Here is a 17309-nt window from a genome sequence, read left to right as displayed (position 1 = left end):
CGCGCCAGACCGGTTCTGCTCGCCGCGCTGCTCGCACTCGTCCTCGCCGTCTCCGGCGTCCTGGTTGTACGCACTCCGGCGCGAGCCGCCGTGCCGGCGGGGTTCGCCTATCGTTGCGGCATTCACTTCTGCCTTGACGGGCGTACGTTCTACTTCGCCGGCGCCAACACCTACGACGTGTTCACCTTCGGCGGCAGTTACGGCGACACCGAGACCCAGTACATGGACAAAGCCAAGATCGACTCCCACTTCGCCGATCTGCAGGCCGACAAGGTGAGCGTGCTCCGGCTCTGGATGTTCAGCCATGAGGACTGGCACGGCTTCGAAAAGACCGAAGGCGTCTACAACGACCAGCAGTTCGCGCTGTTCGACTATGTGATCCAGTCCGCCAAATCGCATGGGATCAAGTTGATCCCGGTATTCGAGAACTACTGGGAGGCGTATGGGGGGATCGATACGCGCCTCCAATGGGAAGGGCTGAGCGGTGGGCATCCCGGGCGCGCCAAGTTCTTCAACAAGACGCAATGCCCTGGTTGCTTCGTTCAATACAAGAACTACGTGTCGTACGTGCTGAACAGGACGAACCACTACAGCGGCGTCAAGTACAAGGACGAGCCTGCCATCTTCGCGTGGGAGCTCATGAACGAGCCTCGGTACCAGGATGTCAGCGCGGCCGAGAATGTCAGTGGGGCCACGTTGCGGGCGTGGGTGGACGAGATGGGTGCGCATGTGAAGGGGATCGATCCCAATCACATGCTCGGCACCGGCCTGGAAGGGCATGAATCGCGTTACGGGTTCGGTGGGGACGAGGGTAATCCGTTCGTGTACATTCACCAGTCGCCGTACATCGATTTCACGTCGGCTCATCCGTATCCGCAGGCCGGGTGGGCGGCGCTCAGCCTGGAGCAGACGAAAACGCTGATCAGCCGGTGGATCTCCGACTCCCATGACCTGGTCGGGAAACCCTTCTTCATGGGTGAGTGGAACACCGACATCAACGGCACACGCAACCAGTGGTGGACCGAGATTTACAACCATTTTGAAGCTCAGGGTGGAGACGGTTCCGCCTTCTGGTGGTATCCGCACCGATCCGCGGGCGGCGACAATCACGCGGTCAAATTCGGCGACCCCGCCCTCACCATCTTCCGCAGCCACTCCACCCGAATGGCGGCCAAGAACGGCCCCTCCTCTCCGTCCCCATCTCCCAGCCCTTCGCCCTCACCTTCTCCGTCGCCCTCACCTTCCCCCTCTCCGTCGCCGTCCCCTTCGCCGTCCCCTTCGCCCGTTCCTGGGAAATCCTGCACGGCGACTTACGCAGTAACCAATCAATGGCCCGGTGGCTTCGGCGCGACGGTAACGGTGAAGAACACCGGCACCACCGCTACCACCGCATGGTCGGTGAAATGGGCGTTCCCTAACGGCCAGACCATCACCCAGCTGTGGAGTGGCAACCACACCACCAGCGGCGCCAACATCACGGTTACGAACATGTCCTGGAATGGGGCACTCACCCCGAACGCCACCACTTCCTTCGGCTTCAACGCCAGCTGGTCCAGCACCAACGGCCTCCCCAGTCTCGTGACCTGCACAGCGACCTGACCGTCGCGGACCGGCTCCCGCTCCTCGGCGGGAGCCGGTCCGCCACGCCTGTGTCTTGAGGCGTCACATGGGTTTCCGGGTTTGGGCATCAGACTTGTCGGTCGGGGTCGATAGAGTTTGAGGGTCTGTCGGTCCCTGCTCGAAAGGCCAAGATCCCCTGTGGCTGATTCGTTCGTTCACCTGCACGTTCACACCGAGTATTCGATGCTGGACGGGGCGGCGAAGATCGGGAAGCTAGCCGCCAGGGCGGCTGAGCTGGGGATGCCCGCGATCGCGATGAGCGATCACGGGAACATGTTCGGGGCGTATGAGTTCCAGAACAAGGTGACCGCGGCCGGGGTGAAGCCGATCATCGGGATCGAGGGCTACATCAGTCCCGAGTCCCGGTTCCACAAGCGGCCGGTGTTCTGGGGCGAGCCGCACCAGCGCAAGTCCGATGAGCGCACCGGCCTCGGCGGCGACGTGTCGGCCAGCGGGACGTATCTGCACAAGACGATGTGGGCGATCAACGCCCAAGGGCTCCGGAACCTGTTCCGGATCTCGTCGCTGGCCTCGCTGGAAGGCCACATGAAGAAGTATCCGCGCATGGACGACGAGCTGTTCGCGGAGTATCACGAGGGCATCGTCGCCACCACCGGCTGCCCGTCCGGCGCGGTCCAGACCCGGCTGCGGCTGGGGCAGTATGACAAGGCCCTGGAACACGCCGCGAAATACCAGGAGATCTTCGGGCGGGACAACTACTTCCTGGAGATCATGGATCATGGTGGGATCCCGATCGAGACGGGCGTCCGCAGCGACCTGCTGCGGATCGGGGAGGCCCTCGGCATCCCCCCGCTGGTCACCAACGACTCCCACTACGTCACAGAAGACCAGTCCACCGCGCACGACGCGCTGCTCTGCGTCGGCACCAACTCCCAGATCAGCGACCCGAGCCGGTTCCGGTTCTCCGGCAACGGCTACTACGTGCGCACCGCCGAGGAGATGTGGGCGCTCGACCCCAACTCGGAGCTCTGGGCCCAAGGCTGCAAGAACACGCTCCTGATCGCCGAGCGCGTCGAGGCCTATGACGAGGTCTTCGCCCACCGCGACCTGGCCGCCAAGTTCCCGGTCCCCGAAGGGGAGACCGAGATGAGCTGGCTGCGCAAGGAGACCCAGCGCGGCGCGGTCCGGCGCTACGGCGACCCCGTGCCGGCGGAGGTGCTGGAGCGGATCGAATACGAGCTCGGCGTCATCGAGAACATGGGCTTCCCCGGCTACTTCCTCGTCGTCGCCGACATCTGCCAGTATGCGCGGGACAGCGGCATCTGGGTGGGCCCCGGCCGAGGCTCCGCCACCGGTTCCATGGTCGCGTATGTCACCGGCATCACCGAGCTCGACCCCATCGAGCACTCGCTGCTGTTCGAGCGGTTCCTGAACCCCGAACGAATCTCCATGCCCGACGTCGACCTGGACTTCGACGAGCGCCGGCGCGGTGACATGATCAGATATGTCACGGAACGTTATGGCGAGGACAACGTCTCGCTGATCATCACCTACATGACGATCAAGTCGAAGGCGGCAGTGAAGGACGCCGCGCGCGTCCTCGGCTATCCCTTCCCGGTCGGCGAAAAGATCACCAAGGCGTTCCCGCCCGCCGTCATGGGCAAGGAGATCCCGCTCACCGGCATCTTCGACGAGAAACACGCCCGGTATGCCGAAGCCACCGAGCTTCGCAAACTCTACGAGGACGACCAGGACGTCCGCCAGGTCATCGACACCGCGCTCGGCCTGGAGGGGCTGACCCGCGGCACCGGCGTGCACGCCGCGGGCGTCATCCTCTCCTCGCAGCCGCTGATCGACGTCATGCCGATCTTCATGCGCCCCGACGACGGCGCCCGCATCACCGGCTTCGACGGGCCCAGCAGCGAGAACATGGGCGCGCTGAAGATGGACTTCCTCGGCCTGCGCAACCTCACCGTCATCGGCGACGCGATCAACAACGTGAAGAGCAACCGCTCCATCGACCTGGACATGCTCAAGCTGTCGCTGGACGACGAGAAGACCTACGAACTGCTGGCGCGTGGCGACACGCTGGGCGTCTTCCAGCTCGACAGCTCGATGATGCGCGATCTGACGAAGCTGATCGCCCCGGCCCGATTCGAAGACATCTCGTCGGTTCTGGCCCTGGGCCGGCCCGGTCCGATGGGCGCCAACGCGCACACCAACTACGCGCTGCGCAAGGCCGGGCAGCAGGAGATCAAGCCGATCCACCCCGCGCTCAAGGACGCCCTCGAGCCCATCCTCGGCACGACCTACCACCTGGTCGTCTACCAGGAGCAGGTCATGGCCATCGCGCAGCAGCTGGCCGGATACACCCTCGGCGGCGCCGACATCCTGCGCCGGGCGATGGGCAAGAAGAAAAAGGAGGAGATGGACAAACAATGGGCCACCTTCTCCTCCGGAATGGTCGGCAAGGGCTACACCGAGGAAGCCGCCAAAGCCGTCTGGGACGTTCTGGAACCGTTCAGCTCCTACGGATTTAACAAGTCCCACACGGCCGGGTATGGACTCGTGTCGTACTGGACGGCGTATCTCAAGGCCAATTATCCGGCCGAATACATGGCCGCCCTGCTCACCTCGGTCGGCACCAACAAGGACCGGATGGCGATCTACCTCGCCGAATGCCGCCGCATGAAACTCAAGGTCCTGCCGCCCGACGTCAATGAATCCGGGCTCCAGTTCAGCGCCGTCGGCGAGGACGTGCGGTTCGGGCTGGGCGCGATCCAGAACGTCGGCGAGAACGCCATCAACGGCATCATCTCCGCCCGCAAGGCCAAGGGCATCTTCACCGACTTCAATGACTTCCTCACCAAGGTCCCCCAGGTCGTCTGCAACAAGCGCACCATCGAATCACTGATCAAGGCGGGCTCCTTCGACGGCCTCGGCCACAGCCGCCGCGGCCTCGTCCAGATCCACGACCAGGCCATCGACTCGGTCATCGACGTCAAACGCAAGGAGGCCGTGGGCCAGGACTCCCTGTTCGACGCCTTCGAGGACAGCGGCGACAACAACGTCTTCCACGTCGTCGTCCCCGACGGCGAATGGGACAAGAAGACAAAACTCTCCTTCGAGCGCGAAATGCTCGGACTGTATGTCTCCGACCACCCGCTCAACGGCGCGGAACGTGTGCTCGAACGCAACCGCGACCTCACCGTCGCCCAGGTCCTCGACGGCCAGGCGGGCTTCGGCAACGTCCGCATCGCCGGCATCATCTCCGGCGTCGACAAGAAGGTCACCAAGAAGGGCGACGTCTGGGCCATCCTCACCATCGAGGACCACGACGCCTCCATCGAGGTCCCCTGCTTCCCCAACACCTACCAGCTCTACGGCAGCAACCTCGCCCCCGACCTGGTCGTCTCGGTAACCGGCCGAATCCGCTCCCGAGGCGACGGCGAAGAGGCGACAGTCTCCTTCAACGCCATGGACATCACCTTCCTCGACATCTCCGGCATCCAGGCGGACGGCCGCGAGCCCATCGTCATCGCCCTCCGCGAGGAACGCATCACCAAGGACTTAGTCAGCGAACTCAAACGAATCCTGACCATCCACTCAGGCGACACCCCCGTCCGCATCCGCGTAGAACGCCTCAACCGCAAAACCAACCTCCTCGAACTCCCCGACTACACGGTCAACATCACCAACGGCGCCTTCGCAGGCGACATCAAGGTCCTCCTCGGCGCCAACGCCCTGCTCGGCCCATGACGGGCGCGGAACCTGGCCGATCGGTTCGCCGATGTGGCTGGGTTCGCGATGGGCTGGCTCAGCGCCAAGATAGGCGTCCAGCCGCTTGAGGTCGCCACGGCTCACCCGTCGGCTCGACGGGCGAGCTCAGGCGAGGTAGCCGTAGGCTCGAGCGAAGCCGTCGTCCCGCAGCGGCCTGAGCCACACCGGCTGATCGCTGTTACCGCTGGGGCTTCGCAGCCCCGCGCACCGGAGCAACCCTCGCCGTGCCCGCACAGGACGCCGGCGGAACGCCCACGCCCCCCCGCGCACCGGAGCAACCGCCAACGCGCACCCCACCCTGCCCACACCCCGCTGGCGATCAATCCGGACCGGTCTGAGCCAGCCGCTTCGTCATAGCGCGGAGCCGTGACCGCCGCACAACGTCCGCGGGCTCCCCACAGTGACCCGTGGCCAGGTTTCAGTGGTCATCGGGACAGAACTCCGGGTCTTCTTCGTCAGGCGTGACCGGTGCATATTGCCGCAGCTCACCGCCCCTCAACATTGACACCCTGAAGAACAACTCCTCCTGATCCATCACGAATACCTGCAGCGCGTTCGGGCACCGCCAGGGCATCTGTGCAATGTGATCAAGGACTCTCTTCAGGTCGGCATCGTTGAGCGCACCGGCCCACACATCACACTCGGGGTACTTCCACCCTCCCCATGCCGTGCCCTCGGCAGCCATCTCGCAGAGAAATCCGCAGCCTCGCCCCGGCCTATCCCGCAGTGGAGCTTCCGTACGCAGTCACTCGCTCAACGCCTCCACGTTCGGACGGTCATTCGGATGGATCGATACCATCACATTGGCGACCCAGCTCATCAGCCCATTGTCCGCCACAGAGGACCCCTCAGGGTTGAACTGCCCGGCTCATCGGATGTAGCGCTCATGGGAATGTTCAACGTTGTCACGCTGCCTGAACCGCTCACTTGTCAAAGGGCCAGCAGGGAAGGCTGGTGGGGGAGGACTTCCGGGCCGCATAACACCGCCCTACGCGGACGCTCCTCACCGCCTCGTATCTACGGCGTGAGCAGCCCGGGTCGCCATCGCCGAGGGTCGTGCCATTCCCTACGAATCAGATGGTCAGAAGCAGTCGGATGGCGTCCTCTATCCGAGAAACCACCTGGTGGGCGGCGTGATCGGGATTGGATGAGGCCTTGTGGTTGATCCAGATGGTTCGGAGCCCTGCCTCGTTGCCTCCCTGAATGTCGGAGATGAGGTTGTCGCCGGTGGCCCAACCGCCGTCGGCGAGGGATTTGCCGCACCGTTTTGCGGCGATGTCGAAGAGGCCGATGTCTGGCTTGCGGATTCCCTCAGCTCCTGAGATGGCCCAGGCATCCACGACATCGGCGAGGCCGGTCCGTTGAATCTTGCCGAGTTGGTTGTCCGCCATGCCGTTGGTCACGATCCCCACCGACCACCCCGACGTACGGAGAGCGGCCAGGCCGGTGAGAACCTCAGCCGGGCAGCGGACGAGGTGCGGCATTCGAGTGCGGTAGCGGGCCCAGAGCTCCTCAACGGAGTCGGCCAGGGCGAAGCGTTCGCGGGCCATCGTGAAGAACTCGGCGCGGTGCGGGTTTCCTGCCCTGTCGATGGCGAGAAGCCAGTCGACGGCGGCGGGCCCAAGTCCGTGGTCGTCTGCGAACTCGCTTGCCCACAGCTTGAATGCGGCGTCGAGGTCGATAAGGGTGTTATCGAGGTCGAAGAGGGCGAGCCGCTGCACGATCACGGAGACTATCCCACCGCAGAGTCGACCGCCGGTACTGTCGTGCGGTCCATGCAAGTCCGTTGCGTTCCGGTCATGTCCGCACCTTTTACGTCTCCGGCCGGGAACGCCGTTGACCAGCAACGAGGTCACCGGCGGACACGAGCGGACTGTCGCAGGAAGCCAAGATGAACTCTCGTAATGCGTAGGTCTGGGGTTCGATTCCCCAAGGCGGCTCCCATCATGACCAGGGCGTTTCCCCTCCGGGAGACGCCCTGTGATCGTTTCCCGTTGCATTCCCCGTTGCAGTTTTTGGTGGCTGGCGGTAGCCACGCGGTATCGGCCGGGGCGCTTCTCGGCCTGATCACTGAACGGAGATCTATCCGAGCTTTGTTCGACGCCACCTGCTTCCGGCAAGATCAACGTCATCGCGCCTTCATCAAGACTGATCTTGCGGCCGAGGTATTGAAGCTAGAAACCAATCCGGTTGTTAGACGGCAATCGATTCTCCGATGCAGGTCTAGTTAGGGTTCAGCTGAATCGCGATGCCCCAGAAAGCCGTGCTCTCTGGTCATCCCGCCCGGCACATTCACCGCCTGAGCTGCAGGTTAGTGGCTAGAGGCCCTCCATCTCCGAGGGCTCAATCTGACGAGAGCGGCAGATCGGGGGTCGATGGTGGCGGTAGGAGCTTGAGTAGACCGGGGAACTGGACCGACCGCACAGGCGACGCCACAGATGGGACACTGCGAGCCAACTTGTCCGTTGCCTGCCAAGAGATTCGCGTGGTCTGTTTCTCTCTGTCAGAGGTACCTACCCATACCGCCGGGCGGCCTGCTATCGATGCTTCCGCGGCTCCATAGGCTCGCCCACCAAGCTTCGTGAGTGTCAACGGGACTTCACTCTGCAAGATAGCGAAGTCACCCCACATCTCCAGCTCTTCGATCAGGTGTAGCTCACCTGTTTCGCTCTGGCGCAAGTGGTATCCGAGTCGAGGTATGGCGAGTCCGAGAGAGAACGCCTTTAGCTGGTCCTTCTCTGGGTGATTGTGGGCTATGACTCCGAGCCGAACCCGGATCGCTTTGAGATCCAACGCTTCCTGCACCAGGTAGGCCAGCGATCCTAGGAGAGAGCCGTCCGCTGCGCAGACATCGTGCAAGGGTTCGCCTGCTACAACCTGTAAGTCCTGCGTTCTAGAACGGACATGGACTTTACAGCCGCTCGCCTTATAGCTGATCGCGTCAACGAACAGGCGTTTGACTATCGCTTCGCCCTCAATCTCGATCACCTCAGGCGTTAGCGCCTGTACTCTGCCTGCTTGCTGCTCGATCTTTGCTAGAGCGTTGGCTACGAAGCCGGACTTGGACACCAGAAGCAGCCGGTTAGTGGGCAGATCGCGGTGCTTCTCCAGCTGCTGTTCCACCCAGAGCAAGCCCGCCGGCCGACTGTGCTCGATCACCTCTACGGAGATACACAAGGGTTCGCCGTCGAATTCGCCTTCGATTACGATGTCAACCTCTCGTTCGACGCCTAGAGACGCGCTTCGCAACGATTTCGACTCTGTCACTATCACCCCAGGCTGCGCATAATGCTCGCGTACGAGACGAACGATCGCCTGGAAGGGTGTTGAACGCCTAGGCATAGGAGGAGCATAGTTACATCCCCGACGCGCGGATAGAGGCTGCGTGACACCAATCGATACTCGATCGAGACACCTTGCGCGCTCTCTCGGCTGCTGGCTACCGCTTGCAATGTGATCGACCAGTACCCAGAATCGAGTGGGTGAGCACATACGAGGCGGGCACCTTAACAGTGTCGGTGATCAGCCTGATCGTGAGCGCATCGGTGATGGGTCTATTGATTTGGCAGCTGAGGCTGCTTCGGCGGCAGGTAGACGATGCGCGGACGTCGCTCGATATCTCCACTAGTCAGGCCGCTAGCGAAAATCTCCGAGTACGGCAGTCGGAAACGTTGAAGTTCGTGGCGACGACACTTCCGGAGCAGAATAACCTTCTGAACGATGTGCCGCAGCACGAATCTGATGTCCGGTATACAGGGTTCTTGGAATCGGCGTTAGTGCCCGATTCGGATAACTTCCACAAGCTGCGCCGACTCATGAGCTACTACGAGATGCTTTCGGCCGCAGTGAACATGGACGTGTTCGACTATGCGATCATCGATCGCACCATGGGTGCGCGGGTCAAACGGACGCACCGCATGTATAAACCCTGGGTGAAGGCCGAACGGATTCGGCTCAATCGAGTACGCCTCTATGAGGAACTCGAAATGCTCGCCACACGCCTAGTGGAAGAGTCTTAGTCTCCCTGTGTATCGGGCCAATGCGAGACCGCTTTTCCGGCCAGCCCAAAACGCAAGGTCGCGCTGATGCATAGCCTGGTCAGGACAAGGTCAGGACAGAGATAAAGCCAAGAAGAATGTGCTCGGCGCCTGTTTCCGCCCGCCGTAAAGGATCTTCTTCGACAGGCTGTCCTACAGTCCGCGCTGAGTGGTCTGACGCAGTGAGCAGGCGTCCATGATCGCCCGATCGCTTCTCCCAGCTGAGGGACGGGTAGAGCTGGCCTCTCAGATGGCCTGGGTCAGGTTACAGCCGAACTGGACCAGCACCAGCGACGTGGTCGGCGCAGCCTCCTGCGGACCACCCCATCGCCATCGGCTCTTTGCCCTCACTCTCCCGAATCAGGCCCAGCAGGATGTGCTCAGTACCGATGTAGTTGTGGCTGAGGATCTGGGCCTCTTCCTTAACCAGGACGACCACCCGCGCGCTGGTGGTACGCCGCCTGGCGGCATTTCGGTAAATCGTTAGACGAGATGCCGGGACTGACGATCAACTAGTGTCCTCGAAAGCACGAGCAGAGACGGACGTCCCGTGCACCTCCCTACTTTTGAAGACGTGGTAGAAGCAGCAACGCAGGAAGCCGCGCGCGAGTTCATTCGGGTTGTGCGGACTGCCCTGTCGCAGCAGCAGGCAGCCACACACAAGTTCTGCCTCAGCTCTCAGGTCGTTGTCGCTGCGCCGGGGTCGCCCGGCGATGGCCTCTATTACGATCTTGCACTTCAGTGCCCGATGTATCGAAAGCCCCTTGAGCGCCTGACAAGGGCCGGCTCCCACGCGTCCGAGCTGGCGATCGGCAATCTCCTTGATCATGTCCGGTCTATTGGGCTGATGATCGGTGACGAGTCACTGCCATGCTTCGCCCACGTCGCCGCGAGCCGAGTCGCTATCGAAGCCGCAGTGACGTCATGCCGATGGCTCGACCCCAATATCTCGACGCCAGAACGCCTACTTCTGGTCGCAGCAGGAGGGAGGTATAGCGCTCTTCAAGACAAGAAGGCCGCAGACTGCCTTCCTGCCTCCGTGTCATATGCCGCTGGCGCGAAGGCGGCGGCGCAGAATCGCTATGACGAGACCCTGCGCCACATTGCCGAGACCGGCATCAAGGAAGCGTTCGACCGTCGAGGTGACCCTTCGCACTACGTTTGGAACGACGGGGCCACGAAGGTTCCCCTGAAGTTCAACATCACGTCTGAAGTGGCGAAGTGGTTCCCTGATCTTCCCGCTATCTACCAGACGGGGTCGGGCGCAGTGCACAGCGTCCCCTGGCAGCTCGCCGACGCCGTGGCAGAAAGCGACACGGCCTTTTCTGGGTACCGGGTACGCCCGAGCATCTTAGGCATCGGGGCAGCCGTCGACGCAGTCCTTGTCGCGTGCAGCACCGTGTGATGGCTGCGCACGGGGTCTTCTTTGGTATCGAAACCGCCGAAGAGGTGGCCAAGGTTGAAGTACGGCGCGCAGCTGTGGGTAAGGCCGTTCTTCCCTGGGACAAGCGAGTCGCTGACGTCCCTCTATGGATGCGCCACTCCGGAAAGCCCTGACCGCAGCTTGGTGACGGGCCTTGGGTGCCCCCAACGATGTTGTTCTTCAAGGGGTGTTTGTCCTAGATGTACGGGTTGGTGTGCACGCGCATGGGGGTTAAATCGTTGTGATGTTAGTCACAGTCAACCGCAAGATTCTTGGCACTCGATAGGAATCAGTTGCACTGTCACATCTCCTTTGGAGGCTATCGCCCGCCTACGCCTCAGAAGGGTCAAGACTTCGGATCAACGGGCGAATCATGATCCAGACGCTGGCGTCACCAAGGTGGAGGTCGGTCGACACCGCCCCTCAGAGCACCTGTATGGGTGTATAGCCCAGCGGCAAACAGGATCTTGCTAACGCAATTGCTAACACCGTCCCTGGGCGGTCATGAATAGCAGCAGGATCCCGATGGCCTTCAGGCCTGCGAGACCGGGGCCGGCTCGGTGACGGCGCTGGTCATGTATACGTACATTGGCAGCTTCGGCGAGGACAGGACGCGCTCGGGCACGCCGACGCCCACCCTGCCTGGGCGGACCGCTCACGCTGGGCCAAACGGCACCGCGCACCTACACAGTCGGCCCAAGACAGCGGTGCTTCCCGGGCAATAAACTTGCGAATTTGAATCGGGACTGGGGACGGCGGTGGCGAATGCCAAAGAAGAAGATGTGGGTTGAGTACGACGACGGATCGCATCTCTCGAAGTCGCAGAAGAAACCCGGCGAGTACAGCCCCCTGACTCGCGAAGACAAAACCAACAAGCTCGGGCACGTCACGCTGAGCGACATCGACGAAGACGACGACGATCCGCAGGTGGTGTTCGTCTACCACATGGAATCGAGCCCATCTAGCGGACCGGTGGCACGCGAGGAGCCGTCGCTGTCGGACCACGCGATCGGCCTGCTCGGCAACCTGCTCATCGCCGGTGCCGACGCCGCCGCGGACAAAGCCAGACCGCACGTGACGAGATGGCTGGCCGAGCAGGCGGCACCGACTGTGATGTCGACATGGAATTGGCTCAGATCCCGCCGGCCCGGCTGGCCGGCCGGACGTGCCGAGCAGGCCGCGGCGGCAGAGCCCGCACCGTCGACCGAGAGGCAGGAAGTTGTCGCCGCTCTCCAGGCGTGCCAGGCCAGCATGAGCACCGAGGAAGCGCGCAACCGCTTCCTGGCGGCCCTTGTGACTCGGTTGTACAGCGAGGAGCAGCTGAGAATCCTCCGGGAAGCCCAAATCGAAGATGTCAACGGCCTTCTGGAAGTGGACAGCATGGTGGAGGCGCTCACCGTGGAACAGCTCCGGTCCGCCATCACGGCGCTGATCGAGGAGAATCCGTCCCTGGTCGGCGACGGTGCGCAGGCTGAACTCGGGAAGATTCTCGATGGAGGCCGCCCCGAAGCCGCCCGCATACCCCTGGCCGACGAGCCGTCCGCAGAGCCACTCCGAACCGACCGCGGGATGTAGCCCGACGAGCGGAGTGAACGCCGATTGCCAGGTCGCTCGTGCCAGGGGCAGGCCGTTGTCGCCCGGCCACAGCGCCAACGGCTCGACCGCGCGTCCGTCCCGCTCCCTCATCAGCCGGGCGCGGGATGCCGTGTCGATCAGTCCGTGCGGCCAGGCGCGCTGGCTGTCGGACAGGGTCAGCGCACAAGGTCCTGTGCCGCGAACCAGCAGTGGCCCAGGGAAAGCGTCATAGACGCCCTCAGCCCGGCGGCGGAGGATCAACTCGTCGCGTTCAATCTCCCGGTACTGGTGCAGGCTGCGCAGCGTGCGCCGGTTGATGAACACCGTGCGCCCCTTGCTGCGTTTGGTCACCGCGGGCCCGAGGTGCAGGTCGCCGATAACGCGGGTGCCGGCCATCGGCGGCAGCTCAGTGACCAGCAGGCTTGCCGCCTCGCCGAGCCGCATGACGTTTCAGCAGGTCAGAGTGTTATCGAGGTCGATGAGGGCAAGCCGTTACAGGTCACGGAGGCTAACCCACCCATAGGGGCGGCCGCCATCGCTGGCGTACGGTTACGGGTGGTCCCGTTGCAGTTCCCGTTGCATTCCGCTGATGTCCGCGCCTGTGCGCGCTCGGCCGGGAATCCGTTGACCTGCAACGATGGCTACGGACGGACACGAGCGGACCACCGCAGGAAGCCAATACGAGCTCTCGTAATGCGTAGGTCTGGGGTTCGATTCCCCAAGGCGGCTCCACTCTTGAGCAGGGCGTTTCCCTTCGGGGAGGTACCCTGTGATCGTTTCCAGTTGCAGTTCTCTGAAGCCCGATCCAGACGGCTCATCCGCGCCGCGGAAGCGGCACCCCCGGGAGTACAGGGTTCACCCTCGGCCTGGCCATGGCCGCCAACCAGATCGCCGTCATCGTGGCCCCACCGGCTCTGGGCCTTCTCACCGACCTGACCGGCAGCATCGCATCAGCTTGGTTCCTGCTCGCCGCGATGACAACTTTCGCGTTACCGCTGACCGCAGGGCAGCGAGGGCCGGATCACGAGAACCCAAAGAGACCGAATGGCGACAATCGGCCATTCGATTTACCAATCGCAACTTCCGCAACATCGATCACTAATTGTTTTGATCTGGCACCATGTGCGAAAAATAGGGCAGACTAATGAGGGGGTCATGCCAGCTGTGACAGCATATCTGGAACTCCAACCGGGTTGGGGTTAGGTCAGGCTATCCAAAGGGGGCGCTTCATGAAATGGCCGAGGATTGCGATGTCGCTGGGGATGATTCTCCTGATCACCGCGACGAGCGCGACAGGACAGCCGGCTTCGGCCACGGCCAAGGGCCTTTTACTTCAGGGCGAAGACACAGCCGCCAAGCCGATCAAATGGGGCAAGCCGATTCTGGTCGAGAATTTCAGCGGCACGAAGATTAACACGAAGTCGTGGTATGTCTACGATTCCCCGAATGCTACGCCGCCACGGTCGAAGGGCGCGGTGCGCGTCCGAAACGGCAAAGTGGAACTGACCGGCGGATTCAACGCCGGAGGCAAAGACGTCTCGGGCGGCATGGCGATGCGCCTCAACCAGATGTACGGCCGCTGGGAGGCCCGTTTCCGGAGCGAGCGAGGCGCCGGCTACTCACCGGTCATCTTGCTGTGGCCGAAAACCGAGAGATGGCCGGCCGACGGTGAGATCGACATCATCGAAGTCCCCTGGTCCGCTCGCGATAAGGCCATGCACTACATCCACAACGGCCCTAAGAACACCAAACGCGGGCACACCTTCAAGGGCGACTTCACCCGCTGGCACACGGTGGCAGTTGAATGGCTGCCGACGAAAGTGACCTACTGGGTCGACGGCAAGAAGAGCTGGGTTGTGACCGATCCGAAGCTCATCCCCAAGACCTCACACATGCATCTCACCCTTCAGAACGACTGGGGATGCAACATGTGGGCGCCTTGCCGGAACGCCCAGACGCCCGATCACGTCACCATGTATGTCGACTGGGTCAAGGTATATCGGCTCCCCGGATCAGAGCGGAAACCGGAGCCGTCGTCAATCGATCCGACGACGCCGCTCTCAACTCGATAAGACAACCGACTTGCCCCAAGCCGGGAAGTGAAACACGGAAGGCGGGCCTCGACGCATGCCCCGTCGGCGATTAACCTCTGTCTACGCAGGACCCGCGAGGAAAATTGCGCGAATCCTGCTCATGCTTCTTGTCGCGCTCCTGTGCCTCGGCGGCGTGATCGCCTACTTAATCGTCTACCAAACACGTCAGCCGAATCTGCTGGGGGTCGCCGCCGTCGCCGTGGCCGGTATCGCCCTGTGCGTCTTCGCCTTCCTTTGGCCGCGGGAAGACTCGAAAACGCCATTGCAGTGGCTCAAGGCACAGAAATCTTCGAGGTTGCTCGGAGGTCTCAGCCTGCTGGTTGGAGTGGCTCTGGCGGCAGGTCAGATCATTCCTGAAGCTCCTGATGTCGTTGAGAGCACACCCACTACCAGCCCTTCAGCACCACCGCAGAACTGCTTGGACCAATTGGGTCCGAACGCCAAACGGGTCACCACATCCCAAGTGAACGCTCCGCCCGTGCTGCGGGAGGCGGGCTACGCGCTCAGCGATGAGAACGGTCGTCCACAACTGAACATCGCCGGGACCATTCGTGGTTCCATCCCCGAGGGCAAGTCCCTCTATCTTCTCGGCGTCCCCCTTCCCATCTCGCACGATCTAGAAGGAAATCCGGGGAATGGCCGCTATTACCCGGCCGGTGACATCACACCCACGCCTTCCGACGGTTGCTTTCTCTCCGGCAGTCGTGGCATCGCGTATACCGGGTCCCAAGGCCTGGTCTGGCGCAATATGATCGCGCTGGTCACGGAGAGTCAGGCAGCGGAGCTGAATGAATATCGGCGGTCGCACGCTCTGCACTCAGAGGCCGAGAAAGACGGTTACATGCCCGAAGAGATCGAGAAACTCAAGATAGCCATCGTCGCCACATTCGACATTCCGACGTAACTTCGGCGGCCGCGCGCCGATCATCGTGCGAAACTCGTAACGCACGTCACAGATCATTCCAAATCGACCCTTGGTGGCCCTCCAGGGTTCAGCGGTCCGCCACCACTGATTGCCCAGGGCGTTCTCCACTTGGAGAGCGGCCTGTCGCGGTCTCTGGTTGCGATTGTGGTTGCAGTTTCCGTTACGCCATAGAGGCAGTGCGTGATGCCGCCTTGCCGCGGGTGATTCGCGGCAAGGCGGGGGTCAGGTGAGTGGCCTGACCGGGTTTCAGCAGGTCAGCTTTCCTTCTTCCGTGCCTCCTGCGGCGTGCAGTACGGGCAGGCGGGTGCGGGGTCGACGCAGACCTTGACGCTGTCGCTGTTGTTGGACGGGTTGAGGTCCAGTTCCTTGCCGCTTGCGGTGGCGGTGTTGGTGGTTTCGGCGACTGTGGTGGCCTTGGCTCGGATGGTCAGGGTGGCTGTGGTGTCGGCGGCGAGCGTGCCGATGGTCCAGGTGTCGTCGGCGTATGTGCCGGTGGAGGGTGTTGCGGACAGGAGGGTGAGTCCGGTTGGGAGTGTGTCCTTGACCATGACGGCGGTGGCGTCGTTCGGGCCAGCGTTGTGGACGGCCAGGTGGTAGCTGATCATTCCGCCGGCGGTGACGCGGGTTTGCTCGGCGGTCTTGACCACGCTCAGGTCGACGGCCGGGTTGATCTCGGTGACGGTGTCGCCGCTGGTGGAGGTCAGTGGCTCGGGGTCGGGGCCGAGGCGGTTCTCGTAGGTGACCGTGCCCTGGTTGGTGACCTGTTTACCTGCGGCGGCCCGGCCGACCTTGACCCGGAACTCGACGGTGGTGCCGTCGGGCAGGGCGTCGCTGTTGGGCAGTTGGCCTCCGGCCGCGGCGGTCGCGCCGTCGCCCAGCGTGATGGTGATCTTGCCGGTGGCGGGGTCGAAGTCGGCCTGGTCGTCGTCGGCCTGGTCGGTCTTGGCGCCGCTGTTGGGGCCGTCGACGACCTGGAGTGAGCCGGGTACGAAGGTGGTGCCCGCCGGGACGGTGTCGGTGAGGCGGACGTTGTCGGCCGCGCCGCCGCCCTTGTTGACCGCGGTCAGCCGGTAGGTGATCTCTTCGCCGACGTCCAGCGGCCCCTGCGGGCTCGCGGTCTTGCTCACGATCACGCACGGCGCTGTCCCGAAGAAGACATCGTCGAGGAAGTTGCCGTAGGTGGGGTTTCCCCCGGCGGCGGAGACGGAGCGGAAGGCGAACCTGGTGGTCGTCATTCCGGCGGGCACGGTGTAGGTGCCGGAGTAGGTGCCCCACTTCGTGGCGCCGTCGGACATGATGGCCTGCTGGGCCGGGCCCGCGGGATCGCCGATGTCCAGTGCCAGTGTGTCGGTTCCGAGACGGCCGCGGTGGGACAGTCGCCAGTACAGCTTCTGCCCGGGCGTGGTCGGGCGGTCCTGGTACAGGGTCGCGACCTGGGTGGCGTTCAACTCGGCGAACTGCTGTCCCTGGACGGGTGGGACGCCCATCCGGGTGCTCCAGATCTCGATCAGATGATCGGTGGAGGTCGTCCGCCAGCCCGGCACCGCGTTCGCGCCGCTTTGCGAGGCATCGGGGAACGAAGCCCACGCCCCGCCGGTGACGACGGGCCGTTCGAAACCGCCGTTGGCCAACGCCACTCGCTCCGGACAGGTAGCCGGATCCGGTGCGGTCCGCGTGGTTAGGCGGGCTGGGCTGGCGTGCGCCTGGGTCGATGCGGTGCCGGCCAGCGCCGCGTCGGGCAGGGTCAGGGGCAGGGCTGTCGCCGCCAGGGCGGCGACGGGGTAAAGCATCCTGCGGATGTGCTTCATGATGATGTTCCTCTCGATGGGCGGACTGCGTCCGTCCACCAGCGCCGGAGGCTCGGCGCTGGCACCACACCGCAGATTCGCGTGAGG

At 63.2% G+C, this 17309-nt stretch carries 12 protein-coding genes and 1 pseudogene; 8 read left to right on the top strand and 5 right to left on the bottom strand.

Annotated features, from left to right (window positions below):
• Nucleotides 1-90 precede the first annotated feature (90 nt).
• Both Aple_RS54980 and dnaE read left to right on the top strand, forming a co-directional pair.
• Nucleotides 91-1599 (top strand): cellulose binding domain-containing protein, encoded by a 1509-nt coding sequence (locus tag Aple_RS54980; RefSeq protein ID WP_246265009.1) that lies wholly within the window; start codon nt 91-93, stop codon nt 1597-1599.
• Between the two features lie 159 nt (nt 1600-1758).
• Entirely contained in the window at nt 1759-5340 is a 3582-nt protein-coding gene (gene dnaE / locus Aple_RS36750; protein ID WP_155349361.1) for a DNA polymerase III subunit alpha, read from the top strand.
• A gap of 439 nt (nt 5341-5779) precedes the next feature.
• Here the strand turns inward: dnaE and Aple_RS36745 are convergent, their stop codons facing one another.
• From Aple_RS36745 to Aple_RS36735, 3 genes are all read right to left on the bottom strand, one after another.
• A complete protein-coding gene (locus tag Aple_RS36745) occupies nt 5780-6046 on the bottom strand; it encodes a hypothetical protein (RefSeq protein ID WP_155349360.1) in 267 nt (88 codons plus the stop codon).
• 388 nt (nt 6047-6434) lie between these two features.
• Nucleotides 6435-7088: an HAD family hydrolase gene (locus tag Aple_RS36740; RefSeq protein WP_246265008.1), complete on the bottom strand. Its 654-nt coding sequence runs from the start codon at nt 7086-7088 to the stop codon at nt 6435-6437.
• Nucleotides 7089-7704: 616 nt separating this feature from the next.
• Nucleotides 7705-8703, bottom strand: coding sequence for a hypothetical protein (locus tag Aple_RS36735; RefSeq protein WP_155349359.1), 999 nt, complete (start codon nt 8701-8703; stop codon nt 7705-7707).
• A 140-nt stretch (nt 8704-8843) separates the two neighbouring features.
• Between Aple_RS36735 and Aple_RS36730 the strand changes: the two genes are divergently transcribed.
• Complete coding sequence (locus tag Aple_RS36730) at nt 8844-9380, top strand: DUF4760 domain-containing protein (RefSeq protein WP_155349358.1); 537 nt, start codon at nt 8844-8846, stop codon at nt 9378-9380.
• A gap of 343 nt (nt 9381-9723) precedes the next feature.
• Here the strand turns inward: Aple_RS36730 and Aple_RS56450 are convergent.
• A pseudogene (locus tag Aple_RS56450) lies at nt 9724-9837 on the bottom strand (Clp protease N-terminal domain-containing protein); the annotation flags it as partial.
• Between the two features lie 135 nt (nt 9838-9972).
• Between Aple_RS56450 and Aple_RS36720 the strand changes: the two are divergent.
• The 5 genes from Aple_RS36720 (at nt 9973) to Aple_RS36700 (ending at nt 15393) form a co-directional block, all read left to right on the top strand.
• Entirely contained in the window at nt 9973-10803 is an 831-nt protein-coding gene (locus Aple_RS36720; protein ID WP_155349357.1) for a hypothetical protein, read from the top strand.
• A 783-nt stretch (nt 10804-11586) separates the two neighbouring features.
• The gene (locus Aple_RS36715; RefSeq protein WP_155349356.1) at nt 11587-12396 is read left to right on the top strand and encodes a hypothetical protein; all 810 of its coding nucleotides are present in this window, start codon (nt 11587-11589) and stop codon (nt 12394-12396) included.
• A gap of 872 nt (nt 12397-13268) precedes the next feature.
• Nucleotides 13269-13541, top strand: coding sequence for a hypothetical protein (locus Aple_RS36710; RefSeq protein WP_155349355.1), 273 nt, complete (start codon nt 13269-13271; stop codon nt 13539-13541).
• Between the two features lie 105 nt (nt 13542-13646).
• On the top strand, nt 13647-14468 hold the full coding sequence (locus Aple_RS36705) for a glycoside hydrolase family 16 protein (RefSeq protein ID WP_218038687.1): 822 nt from the start codon (nt 13647-13649) through the stop codon (nt 14466-14468).
• Nucleotides 14469-14589: 121 nt separating this feature from the next.
• On the top strand, nt 14590-15393 hold the full coding sequence (locus Aple_RS36700) for a hypothetical protein (RefSeq protein ID WP_155349353.1): 804 nt from the start codon (nt 14590-14592) through the stop codon (nt 15391-15393).
• 275 nt (nt 15394-15668) lie between these two features.
• Here the strand turns inward: Aple_RS36700 and Aple_RS36695 are convergent, their stop codons facing one another.
• A complete protein-coding gene (locus tag Aple_RS36695) occupies nt 15669-17222 on the bottom strand; it encodes an isopeptide-forming domain-containing fimbrial protein (protein WP_218038686.1) in 1554 nt (517 codons plus the stop codon).
• Between the last annotated feature and the right edge of the window lie 87 nt (nt 17223-17309).

This window comes from Acrocarpospora pleiomorpha (genome assembly GCF_009687885.1).
Classification (GTDB): domain Bacteria; phylum Actinomycetota; class Actinomycetes; order Streptosporangiales; family Streptosporangiaceae; genus Acrocarpospora; species Acrocarpospora pleiomorpha.
This window is presented reverse-complemented; position numbering and strand designations above follow the sequence as displayed.

What these genes read in the sequence shown, in the direction of transcription:
- Aple_RS36735 (WP_155349359.1), bottom strand. Translation starts at nt 8,703, where the DNA reads ATGCCTAGGCGTTCAACACCCTTCCAGGCGATCGTTCGTCTCGTACGC.
- Aple_RS36705 (WP_218038687.1), top strand. Translation starts at nt 13,647, where the DNA reads ATGTCGCTGGGGATGATTCTCCTGATCACCGCGACGAGCGCGACAGGA.
- Aple_RS36745 (WP_155349360.1), bottom strand. Translation starts at nt 6,046, where the DNA reads ATGGCTGCCGAGGGCACGGCATGGGGAGGGTGGAAGTACCCCGAGTGT.
- Aple_RS36695 (WP_218038686.1), bottom strand. Translation starts at nt 17,222, where the DNA reads ATGAAGCACATCCGCAGGATGCTTTACCCCGTCGCCGCCCTGGCGGCG.
- Aple_RS36700 (WP_155349353.1), top strand. Translation starts at nt 14,590, where the DNA reads ATGCTTCTTGTCGCGCTCCTGTGCCTCGGCGGCGTGATCGCCTACTTA.
- Aple_RS36715 (WP_155349356.1), top strand. Translation starts at nt 11,587, where the DNA reads ATGCCAAAGAAGAAGATGTGGGTTGAGTACGACGACGGATCGCATCTC.
- Aple_RS36710 (WP_155349355.1), top strand. Translation starts at nt 13,269, where the DNA reads ATGGCCGCCAACCAGATCGCCGTCATCGTGGCCCCACCGGCTCTGGGC.